Origin of the sequence: Streptomyces sp. NRRL F-4489, from assembly GCF_001509485.1 — a bacterium.
Lineage (GTDB): Bacteria > Actinomycetota > Actinomycetes > Streptomycetales > Streptomycetaceae > Streptomyces.
Window position 1 is genome coordinate 1 of sequence record NZ_LLZI01000251.1, and the last position, 18253, is coordinate 18253.

At 71.7% G+C, this 18253-nt stretch carries 16 protein-coding genes; 14 read left to right on the forward strand and 2 right to left on the reverse strand.

Going from position 1 to position 18253, the window contains the following annotated elements; genetic code table 11:
* Positions 1–205: 205 nt before the first annotated feature.
* Both ADL22_RS25200 and ADL22_RS25205 read left to right on the forward strand, forming a co-directional pair.
* The gene (locus ADL22_RS25200) at positions 206–1513 is read left to right on the forward strand and encodes a geranylgeranyl reductase family protein (protein WP_420711597.1); all 1308 of its coding nucleotides are present in this window, start codon (positions 206–208) and stop codon (positions 1511–1513) included.
* Between the two features lie 210 nt (positions 1514–1723).
* Positions 1724–2539, forward strand: coding sequence for an alpha/beta fold hydrolase (locus tag ADL22_RS25205; protein ID WP_066984207.1), 816 nt, complete (start codon positions 1724–1726; stop codon positions 2537–2539).
* 64 nt (positions 2540–2603) lie between these two features.
* Here ADL22_RS25205 and ADL22_RS25210 read toward each other — a convergent pair whose 3' ends face one another.
* Together ADL22_RS25210 and ADL22_RS25215 are read right to left on the reverse strand one after the other, a co-directional pair.
* Complete coding sequence (locus tag ADL22_RS25210; RefSeq protein WP_066984211.1) at positions 2604–3425, reverse strand: ATP nucleotide 3'-pyrophosphokinase; 822 nt, start codon at positions 3423–3425, stop codon at positions 2604–2606.
* A 255-nt stretch (positions 3426–3680) separates the two neighbouring features.
* Positions 3681–4484: a C40 family peptidase gene (locus ADL22_RS25215; RefSeq protein WP_066984214.1), complete on the reverse strand. Its 804-nt coding sequence runs from the start codon at positions 4482–4484 to the stop codon at positions 3681–3683.
* A gap of 844 nt (positions 4485–5328) precedes the next feature.
* On the opposite strand from ADL22_RS25215, the gene ADL22_RS25220 reads away from it, so the two are divergent.
* From ADL22_RS25220 to nuoL, 12 genes are read left to right on the forward strand one after another with little or no spacing between them, the layout of a single operon-like run.
* Positions 5329–5688: an NADH-quinone oxidoreductase subunit A gene (locus ADL22_RS25220; RefSeq protein ID WP_066984217.1), complete on the forward strand. Its 360-nt coding sequence runs from the start codon at positions 5329–5331 to the stop codon at positions 5686–5688.
* A 9-nt stretch (positions 5689–5697) separates the two neighbouring features.
* Positions 5698–6270 carry a NuoB/complex I 20 kDa subunit family protein gene (locus tag ADL22_RS25225; protein ID WP_066984219.1) on the forward strand — a complete coding sequence of 191 codons (573 nt, stop codon included), beginning with the start codon at positions 5698–5700 and terminating at the stop codon, positions 6268–6270.
* The gene (locus tag ADL22_RS25230) at positions 6267–7022 is read left to right on the forward strand and encodes an NADH-quinone oxidoreductase subunit C (RefSeq protein ID WP_066984222.1); all 756 of its coding nucleotides are present in this window, start codon (positions 6267–6269) and stop codon (positions 7020–7022) included. The genes ADL22_RS25225 and ADL22_RS25230 overlap by 4 nt, the downstream gene beginning before the upstream one ends.
* Positions 7022–8356 carry an NADH-quinone oxidoreductase subunit D gene (locus tag ADL22_RS25235; protein ID WP_066984224.1) on the forward strand — a complete coding sequence of 445 codons (1335 nt, stop codon included), beginning with the start codon at positions 7022–7024 and terminating at the stop codon, positions 8354–8356. Before ADL22_RS25230 ends, ADL22_RS25235 begins: the two co-directional genes overlap by 1 nt.
* 35 nt (positions 8357–8391) lie before the next feature.
* On the forward strand, positions 8392–9237 hold the full coding sequence (nuoE, locus tag ADL22_RS25240; protein ID WP_066984226.1) for an NADH-quinone oxidoreductase subunit NuoE: 846 nt from the start codon (positions 8392–8394) through the stop codon (positions 9235–9237).
* Complete coding sequence (gene nuoF, locus ADL22_RS25245; protein ID WP_066984229.1) at positions 9237–10619, forward strand: NADH-quinone oxidoreductase subunit NuoF; 1383 nt, start codon at positions 9237–9239, stop codon at positions 10617–10619. Before nuoE ends, nuoF begins: the two co-directional genes overlap by 1 nt.
* A complete protein-coding gene (locus tag ADL22_RS25250) occupies positions 10616–13123 on the forward strand; it encodes an NADH-quinone oxidoreductase subunit G (RefSeq protein ID WP_066984231.1) in 2508 nt (835 codons plus the stop codon). The genes nuoF and ADL22_RS25250 overlap by 4 nt, the downstream gene beginning before the upstream one ends.
* Positions 13120–14505: an NADH-quinone oxidoreductase subunit NuoH gene (nuoH, locus tag ADL22_RS25255; protein ID WP_066984233.1), complete on the forward strand. Its 1386-nt coding sequence runs from the start codon at positions 13120–13122 to the stop codon at positions 14503–14505. The genes ADL22_RS25250 and nuoH overlap by 4 nt, the downstream gene beginning before the upstream one ends.
* Positions 14498–15121, forward strand: a complete 624-nt coding sequence (gene nuoI / locus ADL22_RS25260) for an NADH-quinone oxidoreductase subunit NuoI (protein ID WP_066984236.1) — start codon at positions 14498–14500, stop codon at positions 15119–15121. The genes nuoH and nuoI overlap by 8 nt, the downstream gene beginning before the upstream one ends.
* Positions 15118–15996, forward strand: a complete 879-nt coding sequence (locus ADL22_RS25265; protein ID WP_066984239.1) for an NADH-quinone oxidoreductase subunit J — start codon at positions 15118–15120, stop codon at positions 15994–15996. Before nuoI ends, ADL22_RS25265 begins: the two co-directional genes overlap by 4 nt.
* On the forward strand, positions 15993–16292 hold the full coding sequence (gene nuoK, locus ADL22_RS25270) for an NADH-quinone oxidoreductase subunit NuoK (RefSeq protein ID WP_066984242.1): 300 nt from the start codon (positions 15993–15995) through the stop codon (positions 16290–16292). Before ADL22_RS25265 ends, nuoK begins: the two co-directional genes overlap by 4 nt.
* Positions 16293–16304: 12 nt before the next feature.
* Positions 16305–18251, forward strand: a complete 1947-nt coding sequence (gene nuoL, locus ADL22_RS25275) for an NADH-quinone oxidoreductase subunit L (RefSeq protein WP_066984245.1) — start codon at positions 16305–16307, stop codon at positions 18249–18251.
* Positions 18252–18253: the final 2 nt, after the last annotated feature.

The following is an 18253-nucleotide window of genomic DNA, read 5'->3' on the forward strand; positions in this document are numbered from 1 at the left end:
CCCATAGACTGCCTCTGCCCGGCGTCCGCCCCGGCGCCCGCCCGGGCAGCACCGCCGGTCCGCCAGGGCCCCGCCCCGGCCCCCTCCGACCCGCACCCCGACCCTCGACCCCCACCCCCTAGATCCAGCAGCCCCCAGACCCAGCAGATACAGCAAACCCAGCAGAACCGGCAGAACCAGCCATCGACTTCCGGGAGACCCCGCCGTGACCGAGTCCGTGTCCGAGTCCGTGACCACACCCCCATCGGAGCGCAGCGCGGATGTGATCGTCGTCGGTGCCGGTCCGGCCGGCTCGGCCACCGCCTACCACCTCGCCAAGTCCGGTCTGGACGTGCTGCTGCTGGAGAAGACCGCGTTCCCGCGCGAGAAGGTGTGCGGTGACGGGCTCACCCCGCGTGCGGTCAAGCAGCTGGTGGCGATGGGCATCGACATCTCCGAGGAAGCGGGCTGGCTGCGCAACAAGGGCCTGCGGATCATCGGCGGCGGCTCCCGGCTCCAGCTCGACTGGCCGGATCTCGCCTCCTTCCCGGACTACGGTCTGGTCCGCAAGCGGGACGACTTCGACGAGCAGCTGGCCCGGCAGGCGCAGAAGGCCGGGGCGCGGCTGTACGAGCGGTGCAACGTGGGCGCGCCGGTCATCGACGACCTGACCGGCCGCATCACCGGCGTGCACGCCAAGCTCGGCGAGGAGAAGGCGCCGGTCACCTTCCACGCCCCGATCGTGGTGGCCGCGGACGGCAACTCCACCCGGCTGTCGCTGGCGATGGGCCTGCACCGGCGCGAGGACCGGCCGATGGGCGTCGCCGTGCGGACGTACTTCACCTCGCCGCGCCACGACGACGACTACCTGGAGTCCTGGCTGGAGCTGTGGGACCGCCGCGGCGCGCAGGACCGGCTGCTGCCCGGTTACGGCTGGATCTTCGGGATGGGCGACGGCACCTCGAACGTCGGGCTGGGCGTGCTGAACACCTCGGCGTCGTTCCGGGAGCTGGACTGGCGGGAGATCCTCAAGGCGTGGTGCGCGTCGATGCCCGCGGACTGGGGGTACACGCCGGAGAACATGACCGGCCCGATCCGCGGTGCCGCGCTGCCGATGGCGTTCAACCGGCAGCCGCACTACACCAAGGGCCTGCTGCTGGTCGGCGACGCCGGCGGGCTGGTGAACCCGTTCAACGGCGAGGGCATCGCGTACGCGATGGAGTCCGGGGCGATCGCGGCCGAGGTGATCGTGCAGGCGGCGGCCCGGGCCACGTACGCGCAGCGGGAGCTGGCGCTGCACCGCTACCCGAAGGTGCTCAAGGACACCTACGGCGGCTACTACTCGCTGGGCCGGGCGTTCGTGAAGCTGATCGGCAACCCGAAGGTGATGCAGATCGCCACCCAGCGCGGGCTGACCCATCCGCTGCTGATGCGGTTCACGCTGAAGATGCTCGCCAACCTCACCGATCCGACCGGCGGCGACGCGATGGACCGGATCATCAACGGGCTGAGCAAGGTCGCGCCGAAGGCGTGAGGAAGGGGGCCGCGGCTCAAGGGCTGCGGCCCCGTAGCCCGCTCCGCGCCGGCCGAAACCCCTTTACGTACGAGGTAATTGAGCCATTCCCCGCCCCCTGGCACCGTGATCCACGTCGCGGACGAACGAACGCGGCGCGGCGCTCGCACGGAGCGCTGGAGCACGCGGCACGCGCACCCGCACGCGCCCGCACAACGGGAGGGAACGGCCATGTTCTTCGAAAGCCACGACGGGACCCGGCTCTGGTACGAGGACTACGGGCAGGGCGAGCCGCTGGTGTTCGTGTCGAGCGCGATGCTCACCACGGACATGTGGGAGTACCAGATCCCGTACTTCACCGAGCGGGGCTTCCGCTGCGTCGCGTTCGACCGGCGCGGGCACGGCCGCTCGGACCGCCCGTCCTCCGGCTACGGCATCGACTCGACCTCGGATGACCTGGCGGCGCTGCTGGACCACCTCGGGCTGGACGGGGTGACCCTGGTGGGGCACTCGCTGGGCGGGGCGGAGATCGCCCGCTATCTGGCCCGGCACGGTTCCGGGCGGGTCCGCAAGGTGGCGTTCATCGCGGCGATGCTGCCGTTCATGAAGCGGACCGAGGACAACCCGGAGGGGCTGCCGGAGGCCGCGTACGAGGCGTCGATGGCGCTGCTGCGCACGGACCGGCCGCGGTGGATGGCGCAGCAGGCGCAGGTCTTCTTCGCCACCCACCTGGGCAACGACGTGCACCCGCTGATGATCGACTTCACCCTCCAGCAGGTGATGTCCTGCTCTCCGTACGCGACCTTGCAGGTGCAGCGGGAGGTGTTCCACACGGACCACCGGGCGGGGCTGCCGGAGATCGACGTGCCGGTGCTGGTGGTGCACGGCGCGGCGGACTTCTCCGCGCCGGTGGACGTCACCGGGCGGCGGACCGCGACGCTGGTGCCGGGCGCGGTGTACAAGGAGTACCCGACCGCCGGACACGGTCTCTACGCCAGCCACCACGAGCAGCTGAACGCGGATCTGCTGGAGTTCGTGAAGGGCTGACGGGCCCGGCGCCGGCGGCGGGTGGGCGGGCCGGTCCGGCTGCCACCCGCCGCCCCCGCGCCCCTCAGGCGGTGACCGCCCGCGCCGGCAGCGGCGCCGGGGCCGGGGCCGGCACCCGCCGCACCGGCGCGCTCAGCCGGTCCGCGCCGGCCGGCACCGGTACGGCGGCGAAGATCGCGTCCTGGCGGGCCTGGAGCTCGCGGACCCGCTCCGGCGGGGTGCCGGGCAGCCGCTGCTCCTCGTAGAGCTTGTGGGTCTCCAGCTGGGCGGCCTTGCTGCGCGGGGTGTGGAACTGGACCTCGAAGACCTGGCCGGAGCGCGGGGCGCGCCAGGCGGAGTTGATGCCCTTGTAGCCCTTGGGGCGGCCCCAGGTGTTGGACCAGCGGGTGCTGTCGTCGCCCCAGGAGGAGAGCAGGCCGGCGGCGGCGGTGACGCCGCGGGTGTACTGGCCGGTGGGCCACTGGAGGGTGTAGCGGACCGCGTCGTTGATCATGGCGAGGGAGGTCTGGACGCTCTGCCCGGGGGTCTCGCGCATCCGGGTGGCGACCTTCCGCTTGAGCGAGTCGGGGGACTTCAGGCGCTGTTCGAAGCCGACGACGGTGGCGTGGGTGAGCAGGGCGGCGGCGCGGATCCGGGGGCTGATGTCCCGTTCGGCCCGGCGGGCGCGGGCGAGGTACGCGTCGACCGCGGCGTTGTCGGCGGGGTTCAGGCGCAGGCCGTCCTGGGACCAGCCGCCGCCGGTGGCGGTGGTGCGGTGGTGGGCGGCGGCGGGCGCGGCCGGGGCCGCGGTCGCGGGGAGCGCCGCGCCGAGGCAGGTGGCGGTGGCGAGGGCGGCGGTGAGCGCGGCCCGGGTGACGGGGCGGCGGGCCGGGGTGCGGGGGTCCATCGGGTGCGGGGTCCTCTCGGCGGGGGCCGCGTCGGTGCGGCCGTGACGAGAGGTGCAACGGGTCCGGGGGCGGTTCGGTGGCGGCCGGAACGGACGTCCGGCCCGGAGAGGCCGGATCGGCGCGCCGGGCGGCCCGAAACCGCCGCCCGCGCCGGAGCGGCCGCGCAGCCCCCGCGCCACCGTAAAACGCGGAACCGCCCCTCCCGAGCGGGAAAAGGGGCGGTTCCGTTCAGCGTGCCGGGGCGGCGGGTCCGGTCAGAGGACGCGCACCGCGCCGGTGGGCATGTCGTAGCTGAGCGGGCGCTCGACGATGCCGGTGCTGGGGTTCTGGGCGCCGATGAAGTTGCCGTTCCCGACGTAGACGGCGACGTGGTACGCGCTGCCGGCGCTGCCCCAGTAGAGGAGGTCGCCGACCTGGAGGTTGCCGAGGCCGACCTGGGTGCCGGTGGTGGACTGGCTCTGCGAGACGCGCGGCAGGTCGATGCCGATCTGGGCGAACGCGGCCTGGGTCAGGCCGGAGCAGTCGTACGAGGACGGGCCGCTGGAGCCGAGCACGTACGCCTTGCCGAGCTGCGCCTTCAGGAAGGAGACGAGGGTGGCGGCGCTGCCGGTGGCGCCCGAGTCGGAGATCGCGCTCAGGGCGGTGCGGGCCTCGGAGCGGGAGGCGCGGGCCTGGGCGGCCTCCTTGGCCTGGCGGGCCTCCTCGGCGGCCTTCTTCGCCTTGGCCTCCGCCTCGGCCTTCTTCTCGGCCTCGGCCTTGGCCTTGTCGGCGGCCTTGTCGGCCTGGGCCGCCGCGGCGTCCTGGAGCGCCTGCCGCTCGTAGTTGAACGCGGCCTGCGACGTGGCGTCGGCGCTCCGGGCGGCGCTGGTGAGCAGCGCCGTGGTGATGGTGGGCATCTCCTGGGTCTCGGAGACGGGCTTCTCGGCGGCGTTGGCCGGCACGGTCGCGCCGGTCACCGCGAGGGTGAGGAAGCCACCGGTCACACCCGCGCGCAGGGCCCGCGAGGACGCGGAGCGGCGGGGCTTCCGGTGGCTGGGTATGAGTGCGTTCGGGGACATGGCACCACGGCTATCAGGAGCCGATGGTTGCTGCCAACAAAGGTGGAGTACGCCACACTTGACGTGTACGCGACGAATAAAACGGACTTTTCGTCAGGTCGGCCGCCGCCGCCGGGATGTCCGGAATTCGCGATCATGTTCCTACGCACGGCATTTGATGGTCCGTGGGGTGCTGGAAGCGGCTTACCACTTCTTGATCGGTCTCGCCAAGGCTTCCCCGGAGTCAAGGTCTTATGGCTTTCAAGTGCGTGGGATAGGTCACTCGTGAGTGTCCGTTATGTTCCCGTGACCGGACGCCGGCCGGGCGCCGGCCACCGGACGCCGCCGGACGGCCCGCGCACGGCCGCGAGTTCGGCCCCCGGGCGCGCACCGGACCCCCATCGGACGTCCACCGGACGCGCACCGGACCCGCCCGCTCGTGAACGCGAGCACGTACCGGCGATCACGGCAGGGTCACGAGAGCATCACGTCTACGGCCGCCGCGCATATAGCAGTTGGGTACCGTCCAGCGCCAATTTGCTTGCGGCGCCTGGTCCTTGATAGTGAAAGCACCGCGCTGACCAGCGGTAACCCCGGCGAATGTCACCTCTCGTGATCACTCGCGCGCTTCGTGTGCGGAGATCACCGGTCCTCCGGCTTCATGATCCTTCGTCAGGTGGTGAAGATCACAAAGTCGTTGCCGCACCCCGTGTCGCAGATCACAGACCGGCGGGCATAAGATGCGGGCATCGGGCTTGTGAACTGCCTCACATAGAAGCGATCACTGCACGCGATCGCCGGGAGGCAGTCGGTGAGCCCGAGCGGACCGCCATCCAGTCATCGTCGACTGAAGGGAGCGAGGACGGTGAACGCTTACGCGCCCATCCTCGTACTGGGAGCCCTCGGGGCAGGCTTTGCGATCTTCTCCGTGGTCATGGCCGCGCTCATCGGCCCCCGGCGCTACAACCGGGCCAAGCTCGAAGCGTACGAATGCGGAATCGAGCCGACGCCGTACCCGACAGGCGGCGGCCGCTTCCCGATCAAGTACTACCTGACGGCGATGCTCTTCATCGTCTTCGACATCGAGATCGTCTTCCTCTATCCCTGGGCGGTCGGCTTCGACGCCCTGGGACTGTTCGGGCTCGTCGAGATGCTCCTCTTCGCGCTCACCGTCTTCGTCGCCTACGCCTACGTCTGGCGTCGCGGCGGCCTGGAATGGGACTAGGGGTCACGCATGGGACTGGAAGAGAAGCTGCCCAGCGGCTTTCTGCTGACCACTGTCGAGCAGGCCGCGGGCTGGGTGCGCAAGTCATCGGTCTTCCCCGCCACGTTCGGGCTGGCCTGCTGCGCCATCGAGATGATGACCACCGGAGCCGGGCGCTACGACCTGGCCCGCTTCGGCATGGAGGTCTTCCGCGGCTCGCCGCGCCAGGCCGACCTGATGATCGTCGCCGGCCGGGTCAGCCAGAAGATGGCGCCGGTGCTGCGGCAGGTCTACGACCAGATGCCGAACCCCAAGTGGGTGATCTCCATGGGGGTTTGCGCCTCCTCGGGCGGCATGTTCAACAACTACGCGATCGTCCAGGGCGTGGACCACATCGTCCCCGTCGACATCTACCTCCCGGGCTGCCCGCCCCGCCCGGAGATGCTCATGGACGCCATCCTCAAGCTCCACAAGAAGATCCAGGGCGGCCGGCTCGGGGTCAACGCCGTGCAGGCGGCCCACGAGGAGGAGGCCGCGGCGCTCCGGGCCCTCCCGCTGATCGAGATGGACCGCTCGACGGAGAAGAAAGGGCTGCTGCGGTGAGCGAGCCGACCGACCCCACGAGCCCGGACGCCCCCGAGGAGGCCGTCCCGGCGCAGCGCGCCGACACCGGCGAGGTGATCGGCACCCGCCGCGGCATGTTCGGCGCCGCCAACGGCGGGGACACCTCCGGCTACGGCGGGCTGGTCCGCACCGTCCGGCTGCCCGGCGCGAGCAGCCGGCCGTACGGCGGGCCGGGCGGTGCCACCGGCTACGGCGACTTCGACGAGATCGCCGACGAGCTGGAGGGCGCCCTCGGCGAGCAGGGCCTGCTGCCGGAGAACGTCATCGACAAGACCGTCGTGGACCGCGGCGAGCTGACCTTCCACATCCAGCGGGAGTTCCTGCCGGCGGTCGCCCGGACCCTGCGCGACGACCCGGCGCTCCGCTTCGAGCTGTGCACCGGCGTCAGCGGCGTCCACTACCCCGGCGACACCGGCCGCGAACTGCACGCCGTCTACCACCTGCGCTCGATCACCCACAACCGGCTGATCCGGCTGGAGGTCGCGGTGCCGGACGCCGACCGCCACCTGCCGTCGATCGTGGACGTCTACCCCACCAACGACTGGCACGAGCGCGAGACCTACGACTTCTTCGGGCTGATCTTCGACGGGCACCCGGCGCTGACCCGGATCATGATGCCGGACGACTGGCAGGGCTTCCCGCAGCGCAAGGACTACCCCCTCGGCGGCATCCCCGTCGAGTACAAGGGCGCGCAGATCCCGGCTCCCGACCAGCGGAGGTCGTACACCTGATGAGCACTCCGAGCCAGACGTCCGGGGTCACCCCCCGCGAGACCACCGAGGGCCCCGTCTACACCGTCACCGGCGGCGACTGGGACGAGATCGCCGCGGCCGCCGCCACCTCCGACGACGAGCGGATCATCGTCAACATGGGCCCGCAGCACCCCTCCACCCACGGGGTGCTCCGGCTGATCCTGGAGATCGACGGCGAGACCGTCACCGAGGCCCGCTGCGGGATCGGCTACCTCCACACCGGCATCGAGAAGAACCTCGAATTCCGCACCTGGACGCAGGGCACCACGTTCGTGACGCGGATGGACTACCTCACGCCGTTCTTCAACGAGACCGCGTACTGCCTGGCCGTGGAGAAGCTGCTGGGCATCACCGACCAGGTCCCCGACCGGGCCTCGGTGATCCGCGTGCTGATGATGGAGCTCAACCGCCTCTCCTCCCACCTGGTGTGCATCGCCACCGGCGGTATGGAGCTGGGCGCCACCACGATCATGATCTACGGCTTCCGGGACCGCGAACTGATCCTGGACATCTACGAGCTGATCACCGGCCTGCGGATGAACCACGCCTACATCCGCCCCGGCGGCCTCGCCCAGGACCTCCCGCCCGGCGCCGTCGACCGGATCCGCGCGTTCGTGAAGACCATGCGCAAGAACATGGCCGAGTACGACAAGCTCGCCACCGGCAACCCCGTCTTCAAGGGCCGCATGGAGGGCATCGGCTACCTCGACCTGGCCGGCTGCATGGCCACCGGCGCCACCGGCCCCATCGTCCGCTCCGCCGGACTGCCGCACGATCTGCGCAAGGCGCAGCCGTACTGCGGATACGAGACCTACGACTTCGAGGTGCCGACCGCCGACACCTGCGACGCCTACGGCCGGTTCCTGATCCGGCTGGAGGAGATGCGCCAGTCGCTGGGGATCATCGAGCAGTGCCTGGACCGGCTGGAGCCGGGGCCGGTGATGGTCGCCGACAAGAAGATCGCCTGGCCCGCGCAGCTCGCCCTCGGCCCGGACGGCCTGGGCAACTCCCTCGACCACATCAAGAAGATCATGGGCACCTCGATGGAGGCCCTGATCCACCACTTCAAGCTGGTGACGGAGGGCTTCCGGGTCCCGCCGGGGCAGGCGTACGCCGCCGTGGAGTCGCCCAAGGGCGAACTGGGCGTGCACGTCGTCAGCGACGGCGGCACCCGGCCCTACCGGGTGCACTTCCGCGACCCCTCCTTCACCAACTTGCAGGCCATGGCGGCGATGTGTGAAGGCGGCCAGGTCGCCGACGTCATCGTCGCCGTCGCGTCCATCGACCCCGTGATGGGAGGCGTCGACCGGTGAACGCCACTCCGGCACCCAAGGACGTTGCGCTGGGCATGCCCCAGCTCCCGGCCCCCGACTACCCGCCCGAGGTCGCCGCGCGCCTCGCCGCGGACGCCGGGGAGGTGATCGCCCGCTACCCCGACTCGCGCTCGGCGCTGCTGCCGCTGCTCCACCTCGTCCAGGCCGAGGAGGGGCTCGTCACCCGCACCGGCATCCGCTTCTGCGCCGAGCAGCTGGGGCTGACCACCGCCGAGGTCACCGCCGTCGCCACCTTCTACACCATGTACCGGCGCCGGCCGGGCGGCGACTACCACGTCGGCGTCTGCACCAACACGCTGTGCGCGGTGATGGGCGGCGACGCGATCTTCGAGTCGCTGCAGGAGCATCTCGGCGTCGGCAACGGCGAGACCACCGGCGACGGCCGGATCACCCTGGAGCACATCGAGTGCAACGCCGCCTGCGACTTCGCGCCGGTGGTGATGGTGAACTGGGAGTTCTTCGACAACCAGACGCCCGGCTCGGCCCGGCGGCTCGTCGACGACCTGCGGGCCGGCCGCACCGTCGAGCCGACCCGCGGCGCGCCGCTGTGCACCTTCAGGGAGACCGCCCGGATGCTGGCGGGCTTCCCCGACGAACGGCCCGGCGCCGTCGCGGCCTCCGGCGGCGCGGGCCCGGCCTCCCTCGTCGGGCTGCGGCTGGCCAAGGGCGAGATCCCGCCGGGCGCGGCCACCGACCACGTCATCGCGCCGCGCACCGCGGGCCCCGCCGAGGAACCGCCCAGCGGCCACCCCGGTGAGCAGGCGCCCCCCGGGCACCCCAGCTCGCACGACGCCCCGCAGCAGACCTCGGCCTCCGATGAGGACTTCCCGGCCGGGCCCACCGCAGAGGAGGGGGAGTGATGACCGTGGCAGCCGAATTCGGCGGCGCCTCCCGGCCGCACGCCGGCGGGGCCACCAGCCCCGAGAAGATCCTCGCGCCGGTGCTCTCCGCCTTCTGGGACGAGCCGGAGTCCTGGACGCTGCAGACCTATCTGCGCCACGAGGGCTACGAGGGCGCGCGCAAGGCGCTTGCCATGGACCCCGACGACGTCATCGCCTACGTCAAGGACTCCGGGCTGCGCGGCCGCGGCGGCGCCGGCTTCCCGACCGGGATGAAGTGGCAGTTCATCCCGCAGGGCGACGGCAAACCGCACTACCTCGTCGTCAACGCCGACGAGTCGGAGCCGGGGACCTGCAAGGACATCCCGCTGCTCTTCGCCAATCCGCACGCCCTGATCGAGGGCATCGTCATCGCCTGCCATGCGATCCGCTCCAGCCATGCCTTCATCTATCTGCGCGGTGAGGTCGTGCCCGTCCTGCGCCGGCTGCACGAGGCCGTGCGCGAGGCGTACGCGGCGGGCTTCCTCGGCAAGGACGTGCTCGGCTCGGGCCTGGACCTGACCGTCACCGTGCACGCGGGCGCCGGCGCGTACATCTGCGGTGAGGAGACCGCGCTGCTGGATTCCCTGGAGGGCCGCCGCGGCCAGCCCCGTCTGCGCCCCCCCTTCCCGGCCGTCGCCGGCCTCTACGCCTGCCCCACTGTGGTGAACAACGTCGAGTCCATCGCGTCGGTTCCCGCGATCCTGAACAAGGGCAAGGAGTGGTTCCGGTCGATGGGCAGCGAGAAGTCCCCGGGCTTCACGCTCTACTCGCTCAGCGGCCACGTCGCCAACCCCGGCCAGTACGAAGGCCCGTTGGGCATCACGCTGCGCCAGCTGCTGGACGTCAGCGGCGGGATGCGGCCCGGCCACCGGCTGAAGTTCTGGACACCCGGCGGCTCCTCCACCCCGATGCTCACCGAGGAGCACCTCGACGTCCCGCTGGACTACGAGGGCGTCGGCGCGGCCGGTTCGATGCTCGGCACCAAGGCGCTGCAGTGCTTCGACGAGACCACCTGCGTGGTCCGGGCGGTCACCCGCTGGACGGAGTTCTACGCCCACGAGTCGTGCGGCAAGTGCACACCGTGCCGCGAAGGGACGTACTGGCTGGTGCAGTTGCTGCGGGACATCGAGGCCGGCAAGGGCCGCCCGGCCGACCTCGACAAGCTCGCCGACATCGCCGACAACATCAACGGCAAGTCCTTCTGCGCCCTCGGCGACGGCGCCGCCTCGCCGATCTTCTCCTCGCTGAAGTACTTCCGCGCGGAGTACGAGGAGCACCTCGGCGGCAGGGGCTGCCCCTTCGACCCGGACAAGTCGGTCCTGTGGGCCGGCACCGACGCCCACCTGGGGGTGAACGCATGACCATCGCGACGGCTGCCCCCGGCGGGGGCGGCGCGGCGGCGGTTCCGCCGGAGGACCTCGTCACCCTGACGATCGACGGCATCGAGATCTCCGTCCCCAAGGGGACGCTGGTCATCCGGGCCGCCGAACTCCTCGGCATCGAGATCCCGCGCTTCTGCGACCATCCGCTGCTGGACCCGGCGGGCGCCTGCCGGCAGTGCATCGTGGAGGTCGAGGGCCAGCGCAAGCCGATGGCCTCCTGCACCATCACCTGCACCGACGGGATGGTGGTGCGCACCCAGCTGACGTCCCCGGTGGCGGAGAAGGCGCAGCGCGGGGTGATGGAGCTGCTGCTGATCAACCACCCGCTGGACTGCCCGGTCTGCGACAAGGGCGGCGAGTGCCCGCTGCAGAACCAGGCGATGCAGGTCGGCGACCCGGACACCCGCTTCGAGGGGAAGAAGCGCACGTACCCCAAGCCGGTGCCGATCTCGACGCAGGTGCTGCTGGACCGCGAGCGGTGCGTGCTGTGCGCGCGGTGCACGCGGTTCAGCAACCAGATCGCCGGCGACCCGATGATCGAGCTGGTCGAGCGGGGCGCGCTCCAGCAGGTCGGCACGGGCGAGGGCGACCCGTTCGAGTCCTACTTCTCCGGGAACACCATCCAGATCTGCCCGGTGGGGGCGCTGACCTCCGCGGCGTACCGCTTCCGGTCCCGCCCGTTCGACCTGGTGTCGTCGCCGTCGGTGTGCGAGCACTGCGCGGGCGGCTGCGCGACCCGTACGGACCACCGGCGCGGGAAGGTGCTGCGGCGGCTGGCGGCGGACGACCCGGAGGTCAACGAGGAGTGGATCTGCGACAAGGGGCGGTTCGCGTTCCGCTACGCCCAGCTGCCGGACCGGCTGACGCACCCCCTGGTGCGCGATCCCGCGTCCGGTGAACTGGAGCCGGCGTCCTGGCCGGCGGCGCTGGACGCGGCGGCGCGCGGGCTGGCCGCGGCCCGGGGGCGCGCCGGGGTGCTGACCGGCGGCCGGCTGACCGTCGAGGACGCGTACGCGTACGCCAAGTTCGCCCGGGTCGCGCTGCACACCAACGACATCGACTTCCGGGCCCGGCCGCACAGCGCCGAGGAGGCCGACTTCCTGGCCGCCCGGGTCGCCGGCCGCGGCCGCGACCTGGACGGCAGCGGGGTGACGTACACCGCGCTGGAGCAGGCGCCGGCGGTGCTGCTGGCCGGGATCGAGGCGGAGGAGGAGGCGCCCGGGGTCTTCCTGCGGCTGCGCAAGGCGCACCGCAAGCGGGGCCAGCGCACCTGGGGGCTGGCGAGCCACGCCACCCGGGGGCTGGTCAAGGCCGGCGGGACGCTGCTGCCGGCCGCGCCCGGGACGGAGACGGAGTGGCTGGACGCGCTGGCGGGCGGTGTCGGCCTGGACGGCGAGGGGCGGGCGGCGGCCGAGGCGCTGCGCGCGGACGGCGCGGTGATCGTGGTCGGGGAGCGGCTGGCGGCGGTGCCGGGCGCGCTGACCGCCGCGGTGCGCGCCGCGACCGCCACCGGGGCCGCGCTGGTGTGGATCCCGCGGCGGGCCGGTGAGCGCGGGGCGGTGGAGGCCGGCGCGCTGCCGGGGCTGCTGCCCGGCGGGCGGCCGGCCACCGATCCGCGGGCCCGCGACGAGGTCGCCGCGGCCTGGGGTGTGGCGGCGCTGCCGCACCGGCACGGGCGGGACACCGGCCAGATCGTCGAGGCGGCCGCGACCGGCGAGCTGGGCGCCCTGCTGGTGGCGGGCGTGGAGGTCGCCGATCTGCCGGATCCGGCGCGGGCGCTGGCGGCGCTGGACGAGGTCGGGTTCCTGGTGAGCCTGGAGCTGCGGCCGTCGCGGGTCACCGAGCGGGCTGATGTGGTGCTGCCGGTCGCGGCGGTGGCGGAGAAGGCCGGCACGTTCCTCAACTGGGAGGGCCGGGCCCGGCCGTTCGAGGCGGCGCTCAAGCCGGACCAGATGACGCGGCGGCAGCTGCCGCCGGACGCCCGGGTGCTGCAGATGCTCGCCGACGCCATGGACACCGGCCTCGGGCTGCCGGACCTGCCGGCGGTGCGCCGGGAGCTGGACGGGCTCGGCGGCTGGAGCGGCCCCTACGCCGGGGAGCCGCGGGAGTCGGGGCGGGCGCTGCCCCGCCCGGCGGCCGGGGAGGCGGTGCTCGCCGGGCACCGGCTGCTGCTGGACCAGGGCGTGCTCCAGGAGGGCGACGACGCGCTGGCCGGGACCCGGCACGCCGCGGTCGCCCGGCTGTCGGCGGCCACCGCCGAGGAGACCGGCGTCAAGGACGGCGATCTGCTGGCGGTGACCGGGCCGGCGGGCTCGGTGCGGCTGCCGCTGCAGGTGACGCCGATGCCCGACCGGGTGGTGTGGCTGCCGCTGAACTCCGCGGGCGGCGGCGTGGCCGCCGACACCGGGGCGCACCCCGGTGAACTGGTGAAGGTCTCCGCCGTCCCCGGTACGCCGGTGCCGGCCGAGGAGGTGGACGGATGATGCAGCATCCCGGTTTCCCGGTGGCGGCGCTGGCCGCCCAGGAGGACCTGTCGATGTTCGGGCGCGACCCGTGGTGGCTGGTCGTCATCAAGGCGGTGTTCTGCTTCGCGTTCCTGATGCTGACGGTGCTGTTCTCCATCGTCTGGGAGCGCAAGGTCGTCGCCTGGATGCAGCTGCGGATCGGGCCCAACCGCCACGGGCCGTGGGGGATGCTCCAGTCCCTGGCCGACGGCATCAAGCTGATGCTGAAGGAGGACCTGGTCGTCCGGCGGGCCGACAAGGCGGTGTACGTGCTCGCGCCGATCGTGGCGGCGATCCCGGCGTTCATGGCGATCGCGGTGATCCCGTTCGGCCCGGCCGGCAACGAGATCTCGATCTTCGGGCACCGCACCCCGATGCAGCTCACCGACCTGCCGATCGGCGTGCTGTACATCCTGGCCACGGCCTCGGTCGGCATCTACGGGATCGTGCTGGCGGGCTGGTCGTCGGGGTCGACGTATCCGCTGCTGGGCGGGTTGCGGTCGTGCGCGCAGATGATCTCGTACGAGATCGCGATGGGCGCGGCGTTCGCGTCGGTGTTCCTGTACTCCGGGTCGATGTCGACGTCGACGATCGTGGAGTCGCAGGCGAACAAGTGGTACGTGCTGCTGCTGCCGGTGTCGTTCCTGATCTACATCGTGACGATGGTGGGGGAGACGAACCGCGCGCCGTTCGACATGCCGGAGTCCGAGGGCGATCTGGTCGGCGGCTTCAACACCGAGTACTCGTCCATCAAGTTCGCGATGTTCATGCTGGCCGAGTACGTCAACATGGTCACCGTCTCGTCGGTCGCGGTGACCCTGTTCCTCGGCGGCTGGCGGGCGCCGTGGCCGATCTCCACGTTCTGGGAGGGCGCGAACCACGGCTGGTGGCCGATGCTCTGGTTCACCCTCAAGGTGCAGCTGCTGCTGTTCTTCTTCATCTGGCTGCGCGGCACGCTGCCGCGGGTGCGCTACGACCAGCTGATGCGGCTGGGCTGGAAGGTCCTGATCCCGGTCTCGCTGGTGTGGCTGCTGCTGGTCGCCACGGTGCGGGCGCTGAAGAACGAGGGCTACGACTTCTCCCGGATCGTGCTGTATGTCGGCGGCGGCGCGGTGGCGCTGCTGCTGATCTCGCTGGTCGTGGACTTCTTCCGGCGGGTGGAGCCGGAGGAGGGGGCGGACGGCGGGGCCGCGTTCGATCCGATGGCCGGCGGGTTCCCCGTACCGCCGCTGCCGGGGCAGTCGCTGCCGCCGGTGCCGCGGCGGCGGCCGCGCCGGGACGGCGAGTTGATTGTCAGTGGTCGGGTGGACACTGTGAGTGACGCTAGCGAGAGCGACGGAAAGGGGGGCGACGGTGCCTGAGTTCCAGAACCCGGTGGCCGGCTTCGGCGTGACCTTCAAGGCCATGTTCAAGAAGCGGCTGACCGAGCAGTATCCGGAGGAGAAGAAGCCGACGGCGCCGCGTTTCCACGGCCGGCACCAGCTCAACCGCCATCCGGACGGGCTGGAGAAGTGCGTGGGCTGCGAGCTGTGCGCCTGGGCCTGCCCGGCGGACGCGATCTACGTCGAGGGCGGTGACAACACCGACGAGGAGCGCTACTCCCCGGGCGAGCGGTACGGCCGCGTCTACCAGATCAACTACCTCCGCTGCATCCTGTGCGGCCTGTGTGTGGAGGCGTGCCCGACCCGCGCGCTGACCATGACCAACGAGTACGAGCTCGCCGACCGCTCCCGCGCCTCGCTGATCTACACCAAGGAGGAGCTGCTGGTGGGCCTGTCGGAGGGCATGGTCGACACCCCGCACGCGATCCATCCGGGCATGACCGAGCGGGACTACTACAGCGGGCTGGTGACGGAGGCCGCGCCGGGGACGGTGCGGCAGACGGCGGCCTCCCGGGGCGAGCGGCCGGGCGATCCGGCGGACGCGGTGGACGCGGGCCGGGCCCAGGAGGCCGCGGAGACGGAGGTGCGGCGATGACCGGCCTGGCCGCCGCCACCGCGACCTCCTCGGGGGAGGCCGTGCAGTTCTGGATCCTGGGGACCGTCGCCGTGGCCGGCGCGCTGTGCACGATCCTGATGAAGCGGGCCGTGCACAGCGCCCTCTCGCTGGCCGGGACCATGATCGTCCTGGCGGTCTTCTACCTGGCCAACGGCGCGTACTTCCTCGGCATCGTGCAGATCGTGGTCTACACCGGCGCGATCATGATGCTGTTCCTGTTCGTGGTGATGCTGGTCGGCGTCACCGCCGCGGACTCCCTGAAGGAGACCCTCAAGGGGCAGCGCTGGCTCGTGGTCGGCCTGGGTCTCGGCTTCGGCATCCTGCTGATCGCCGGGATCGGCAACGCCTCGCTCAAGCACTTCAACGGCCTGGGCGACGCCAACGCCGGCGGCAATGTGCCGGGCCTGGCCGCGCTGATCTTCACCCGGTACGTCTTCGCCTTCGAGCTCACCGGCGCGCTGCTGATCACGGCGGTGGTGGGCGCGATGGTCCTCACCCACCGGGAGCGCACCGAGCGCTCCCGGACCCAGCGGGAGCGCGCCGAGGCCCGCATCCGCGAGGGCAAGCAGGTCACGCCCCTGCCGGCCCCGGGTGTCTACGCCCGGCACAACGCCGTCGACATCCCCGGTCTGCTGCCGGACGGCACGCCCTCGGAGCTGACGGTCAGCCCGACGCTGCGGGAGCGCGGCCAGGTCCGGGACGTCTCCGGCCAGTCGCTGGCCGAACTCAAGGCGCTGGAGCGGAAGTCGGCGCAGTGGCTGGGGCGCGGCTCCGGGGAGCCGGGGTCCGAGGAGCGGAACGGGCCCGACAAGCGGAACGGCCCCGCCGCGCCGAAGGAGGGCGCGCAGAAATGAACCCGGTCAACTACCTCTACCTCGCCGCCCTGCTGTTCACCATCGGCGCGGCCGGCGTCCTGATCAGGCGGAACGCCATCGTGGTGTTCATGTGCGTCGAGCTGATGCTGAACGCCTGCAACCTCGCCTTTGTCACCTTCTCGCGGATGCACGGCAATCTCGACGGCCAGATCTTCGCCTTCTTCACGATGGTCGTCGCCGCCGCGGAGGTCGTGGTCGGCCTGGCCATCATCGTGTCGGTCTTCCGCACCCGCCATTCGGCCTCGGTCGACGACGCCAGCCTGATGAAGCTGTAAGGGGTCGCCAAAGTGGAGAACTTGATCGCGCTGCTCATCGCGGCACCGCTGGCCGGTGCGGTCCTGCTGCTGTGCGGCGGCAGGCGCCTGGACCGCGCCGGCCACTGGATCGGCTCGCTGCTGGCGGTGGCCTCGTTCGCCGTCGGGGTGGTGCTCTTCGCGGATCTGCTCGGCCGGGACCCCGGGCACCGGACGCTGCACCAGCACCTGTTCAGCTGGGTGCCGGTCGGCGGCTTCCGGGCCGACGCGTCCTTCCAGCTCGACCAGCTGTCGATGACGTTCGTGCTGCTGATCACCGGTGTCGGGTCGCTGATCCACATCTACTCGATCGGCTACATGGCGCACGACGCGCGCCGCCGCCGCTTCTTCGGCTATCTCAACCTCTTCCTGGCGGCGATGCTGCTGCTGGTCCTCGCCGACAACTACCTCCTGCTGTACGCCGGCTGGGAGGGCGTCGGCCTCGCCTCGTACCTCCTCATCGGCTTCTGGCAGCACAAGCCCAGCGCGGCCACGGCCGCGAAGAAGGCGTTCCTGGTCAACCGCGTCGGCGATATGGGCCTGTCGATCGCGATCATGCTGATGTTCACGACGTTCGGGACGTTCGCGTTCGGTCCGGTGCTCGGCGCGGCCGGCCAGGCGTCCGAGGGGAAGCTGACCGCGATCGGGCTGATGCTGCTGCTGGCCGCCTGCGGCAAGTCCGCGCAGGTGCCGCTGCAGTCCTGGCTCGGTGACGCGATGGAGGGCCCGACGCCGGTCTCCGCGCTGATCCACGCGGCCACCATGGTCACCGCCGGGGTGTATCTGATCACCCGCTCCGGCGCGATCTTCAACGCCGCGCCGGACGCGCAGACCGCGGTGGTCGCGGTCGGCGCGGTGACGCTGCTCTTCGGTGCGATCGTCGGTTGCGCCAAGGACGACATCAAGAAGGCGCTGGCCGGTTCGACGATGTCGCAGATCGGCTACATGATCCTGGCCGCCGGCCTGGGCCCGGTCGGCTACGCCTTCGCGATCATGCACCTGGTCACCCACGGCTTCTTCAAGGCCGGCCTCTTCCTCGGCGCCGGATCCGTGATGCACGGGATGAACGACGAGGTGGACATGCGCCGCTACGGCGGCCTCCGGAAATACATGCCGGTCACCTTCGTCACCTTCGGCCTGGGCTATCTGGCCATCATCGGCTTCCCGGGCCTGTCCGGCTTCTTCTCCAAGGACAAGATCATCGAGGCGGCGTTCGCCCGCGGCGGCACCGAGGGCTGGATCCTCGGCGGCGCGGCCCTGCTGGGCGCCGCGCTCACCGCGTTCTACATGACCCGGGTGATGCTGATGACGTTCTTCGGCGAGGAGCGCTGGCGGAACGCCCCCACCCCCTCACCGGACGAGCCCTCGGCCGAGCCGGCCGCGCAGACCCGCGGCGAGTACACCCCGCCGCGGCCGCACGAGTCGCCGAAGGTCATGACGGTCCCGATGATCGTGCTGGCGGTCGGGTCGGTCTTCGCCGGCGGGCTGTTCAGCATCGGGGACGCCTTCGTGGGCTGGCTGGAGCCGGTCACCTCGTTCTCCCACGGCCACTCGCCGGTGAGCGCCGGGGCGGTCACCGCCGCCACGATGGTGGTGCTGGTGCTCGGCGCGGGCCTGGCCTGGCTGATGTACGGCCGCCGGCCCGTCCCGGCCACCGCCCCGCGCGGTTCGCTGCTGACCCGCGTCGCCCGCCGCGATCTGCTCCAGGACGACTTCAACCACATCGTGCTGGTGCGCGGCGGCGAGCACCTGACCCGCACGCTGGTCTACCTCGACCACTCCGTGGTGGACGGCGCGGTCAACGGCACGGCCGCCGCGATGGGCGGGCTCTCCGGCCGGCTGCGGCGGTTGCAGACCGGTTTCGTCCGCTCCTACGCGGTCCAGATGCTGGGCGGGGCCGCCGTTCTCGTCGCCGCGACCCTGCTGATGAGGGGTGTCTGAGC

Bases quoted from the DNA above. Each gene is read 5' to 3' on its own strand.
- nuoF (WP_066984229.1), top strand. From the start codon at position 9,237: ATGACCGTGGCAGCCGAATTCGGCGGCGCCTCCCGGCCGCACGCCGGC.
- ADL22_RS25265 (WP_066984239.1), top strand. From the start codon at position 15,118: ATGACCGGCCTGGCCGCCGCCACCGCGACCTCCTCGGGGGAGGCCGTG.
- nuoK (WP_066984242.1), top strand. From the start codon at position 15,993: ATGAACCCGGTCAACTACCTCTACCTCGCCGCCCTGCTGTTCACCATC.
- ADL22_RS25225 (WP_066984219.1), top strand. From the start codon at position 5,698: ATGGGACTGGAAGAGAAGCTGCCCAGCGGCTTTCTGCTGACCACTGTC.
- ADL22_RS25235 (WP_066984224.1), top strand. From the start codon at position 7,022: ATGAGCACTCCGAGCCAGACGTCCGGGGTCACCCCCCGCGAGACCACC.
- ADL22_RS25250 (WP_066984231.1), top strand. From the start codon at position 10,616: ATGACCATCGCGACGGCTGCCCCCGGCGGGGGCGGCGCGGCGGCGGTT.
- nuoE (WP_066984226.1), top strand. From the start codon at position 8,392: ATGCCCCAGCTCCCGGCCCCCGACTACCCGCCCGAGGTCGCCGCGCGC.
- ADL22_RS25205 (WP_066984207.1), top strand. From the start codon at position 1,724: ATGTTCTTCGAAAGCCACGACGGGACCCGGCTCTGGTACGAGGACTAC.
- ADL22_RS25210 (WP_066984211.1), bottom strand. From the start codon at position 3,425: ATGGACCCCCGCACCCCGGCCCGCCGCCCCGTCACCCGGGCCGCGCTC.
- ADL22_RS25215 (WP_066984214.1), bottom strand. From the start codon at position 4,484: ATGTCCCCGAACGCACTCATACCCAGCCACCGGAAGCCCCGCCGCTCC.
- nuoH (WP_066984233.1), top strand. From the start codon at position 13,120: ATGATGCAGCATCCCGGTTTCCCGGTGGCGGCGCTGGCCGCCCAGGAG.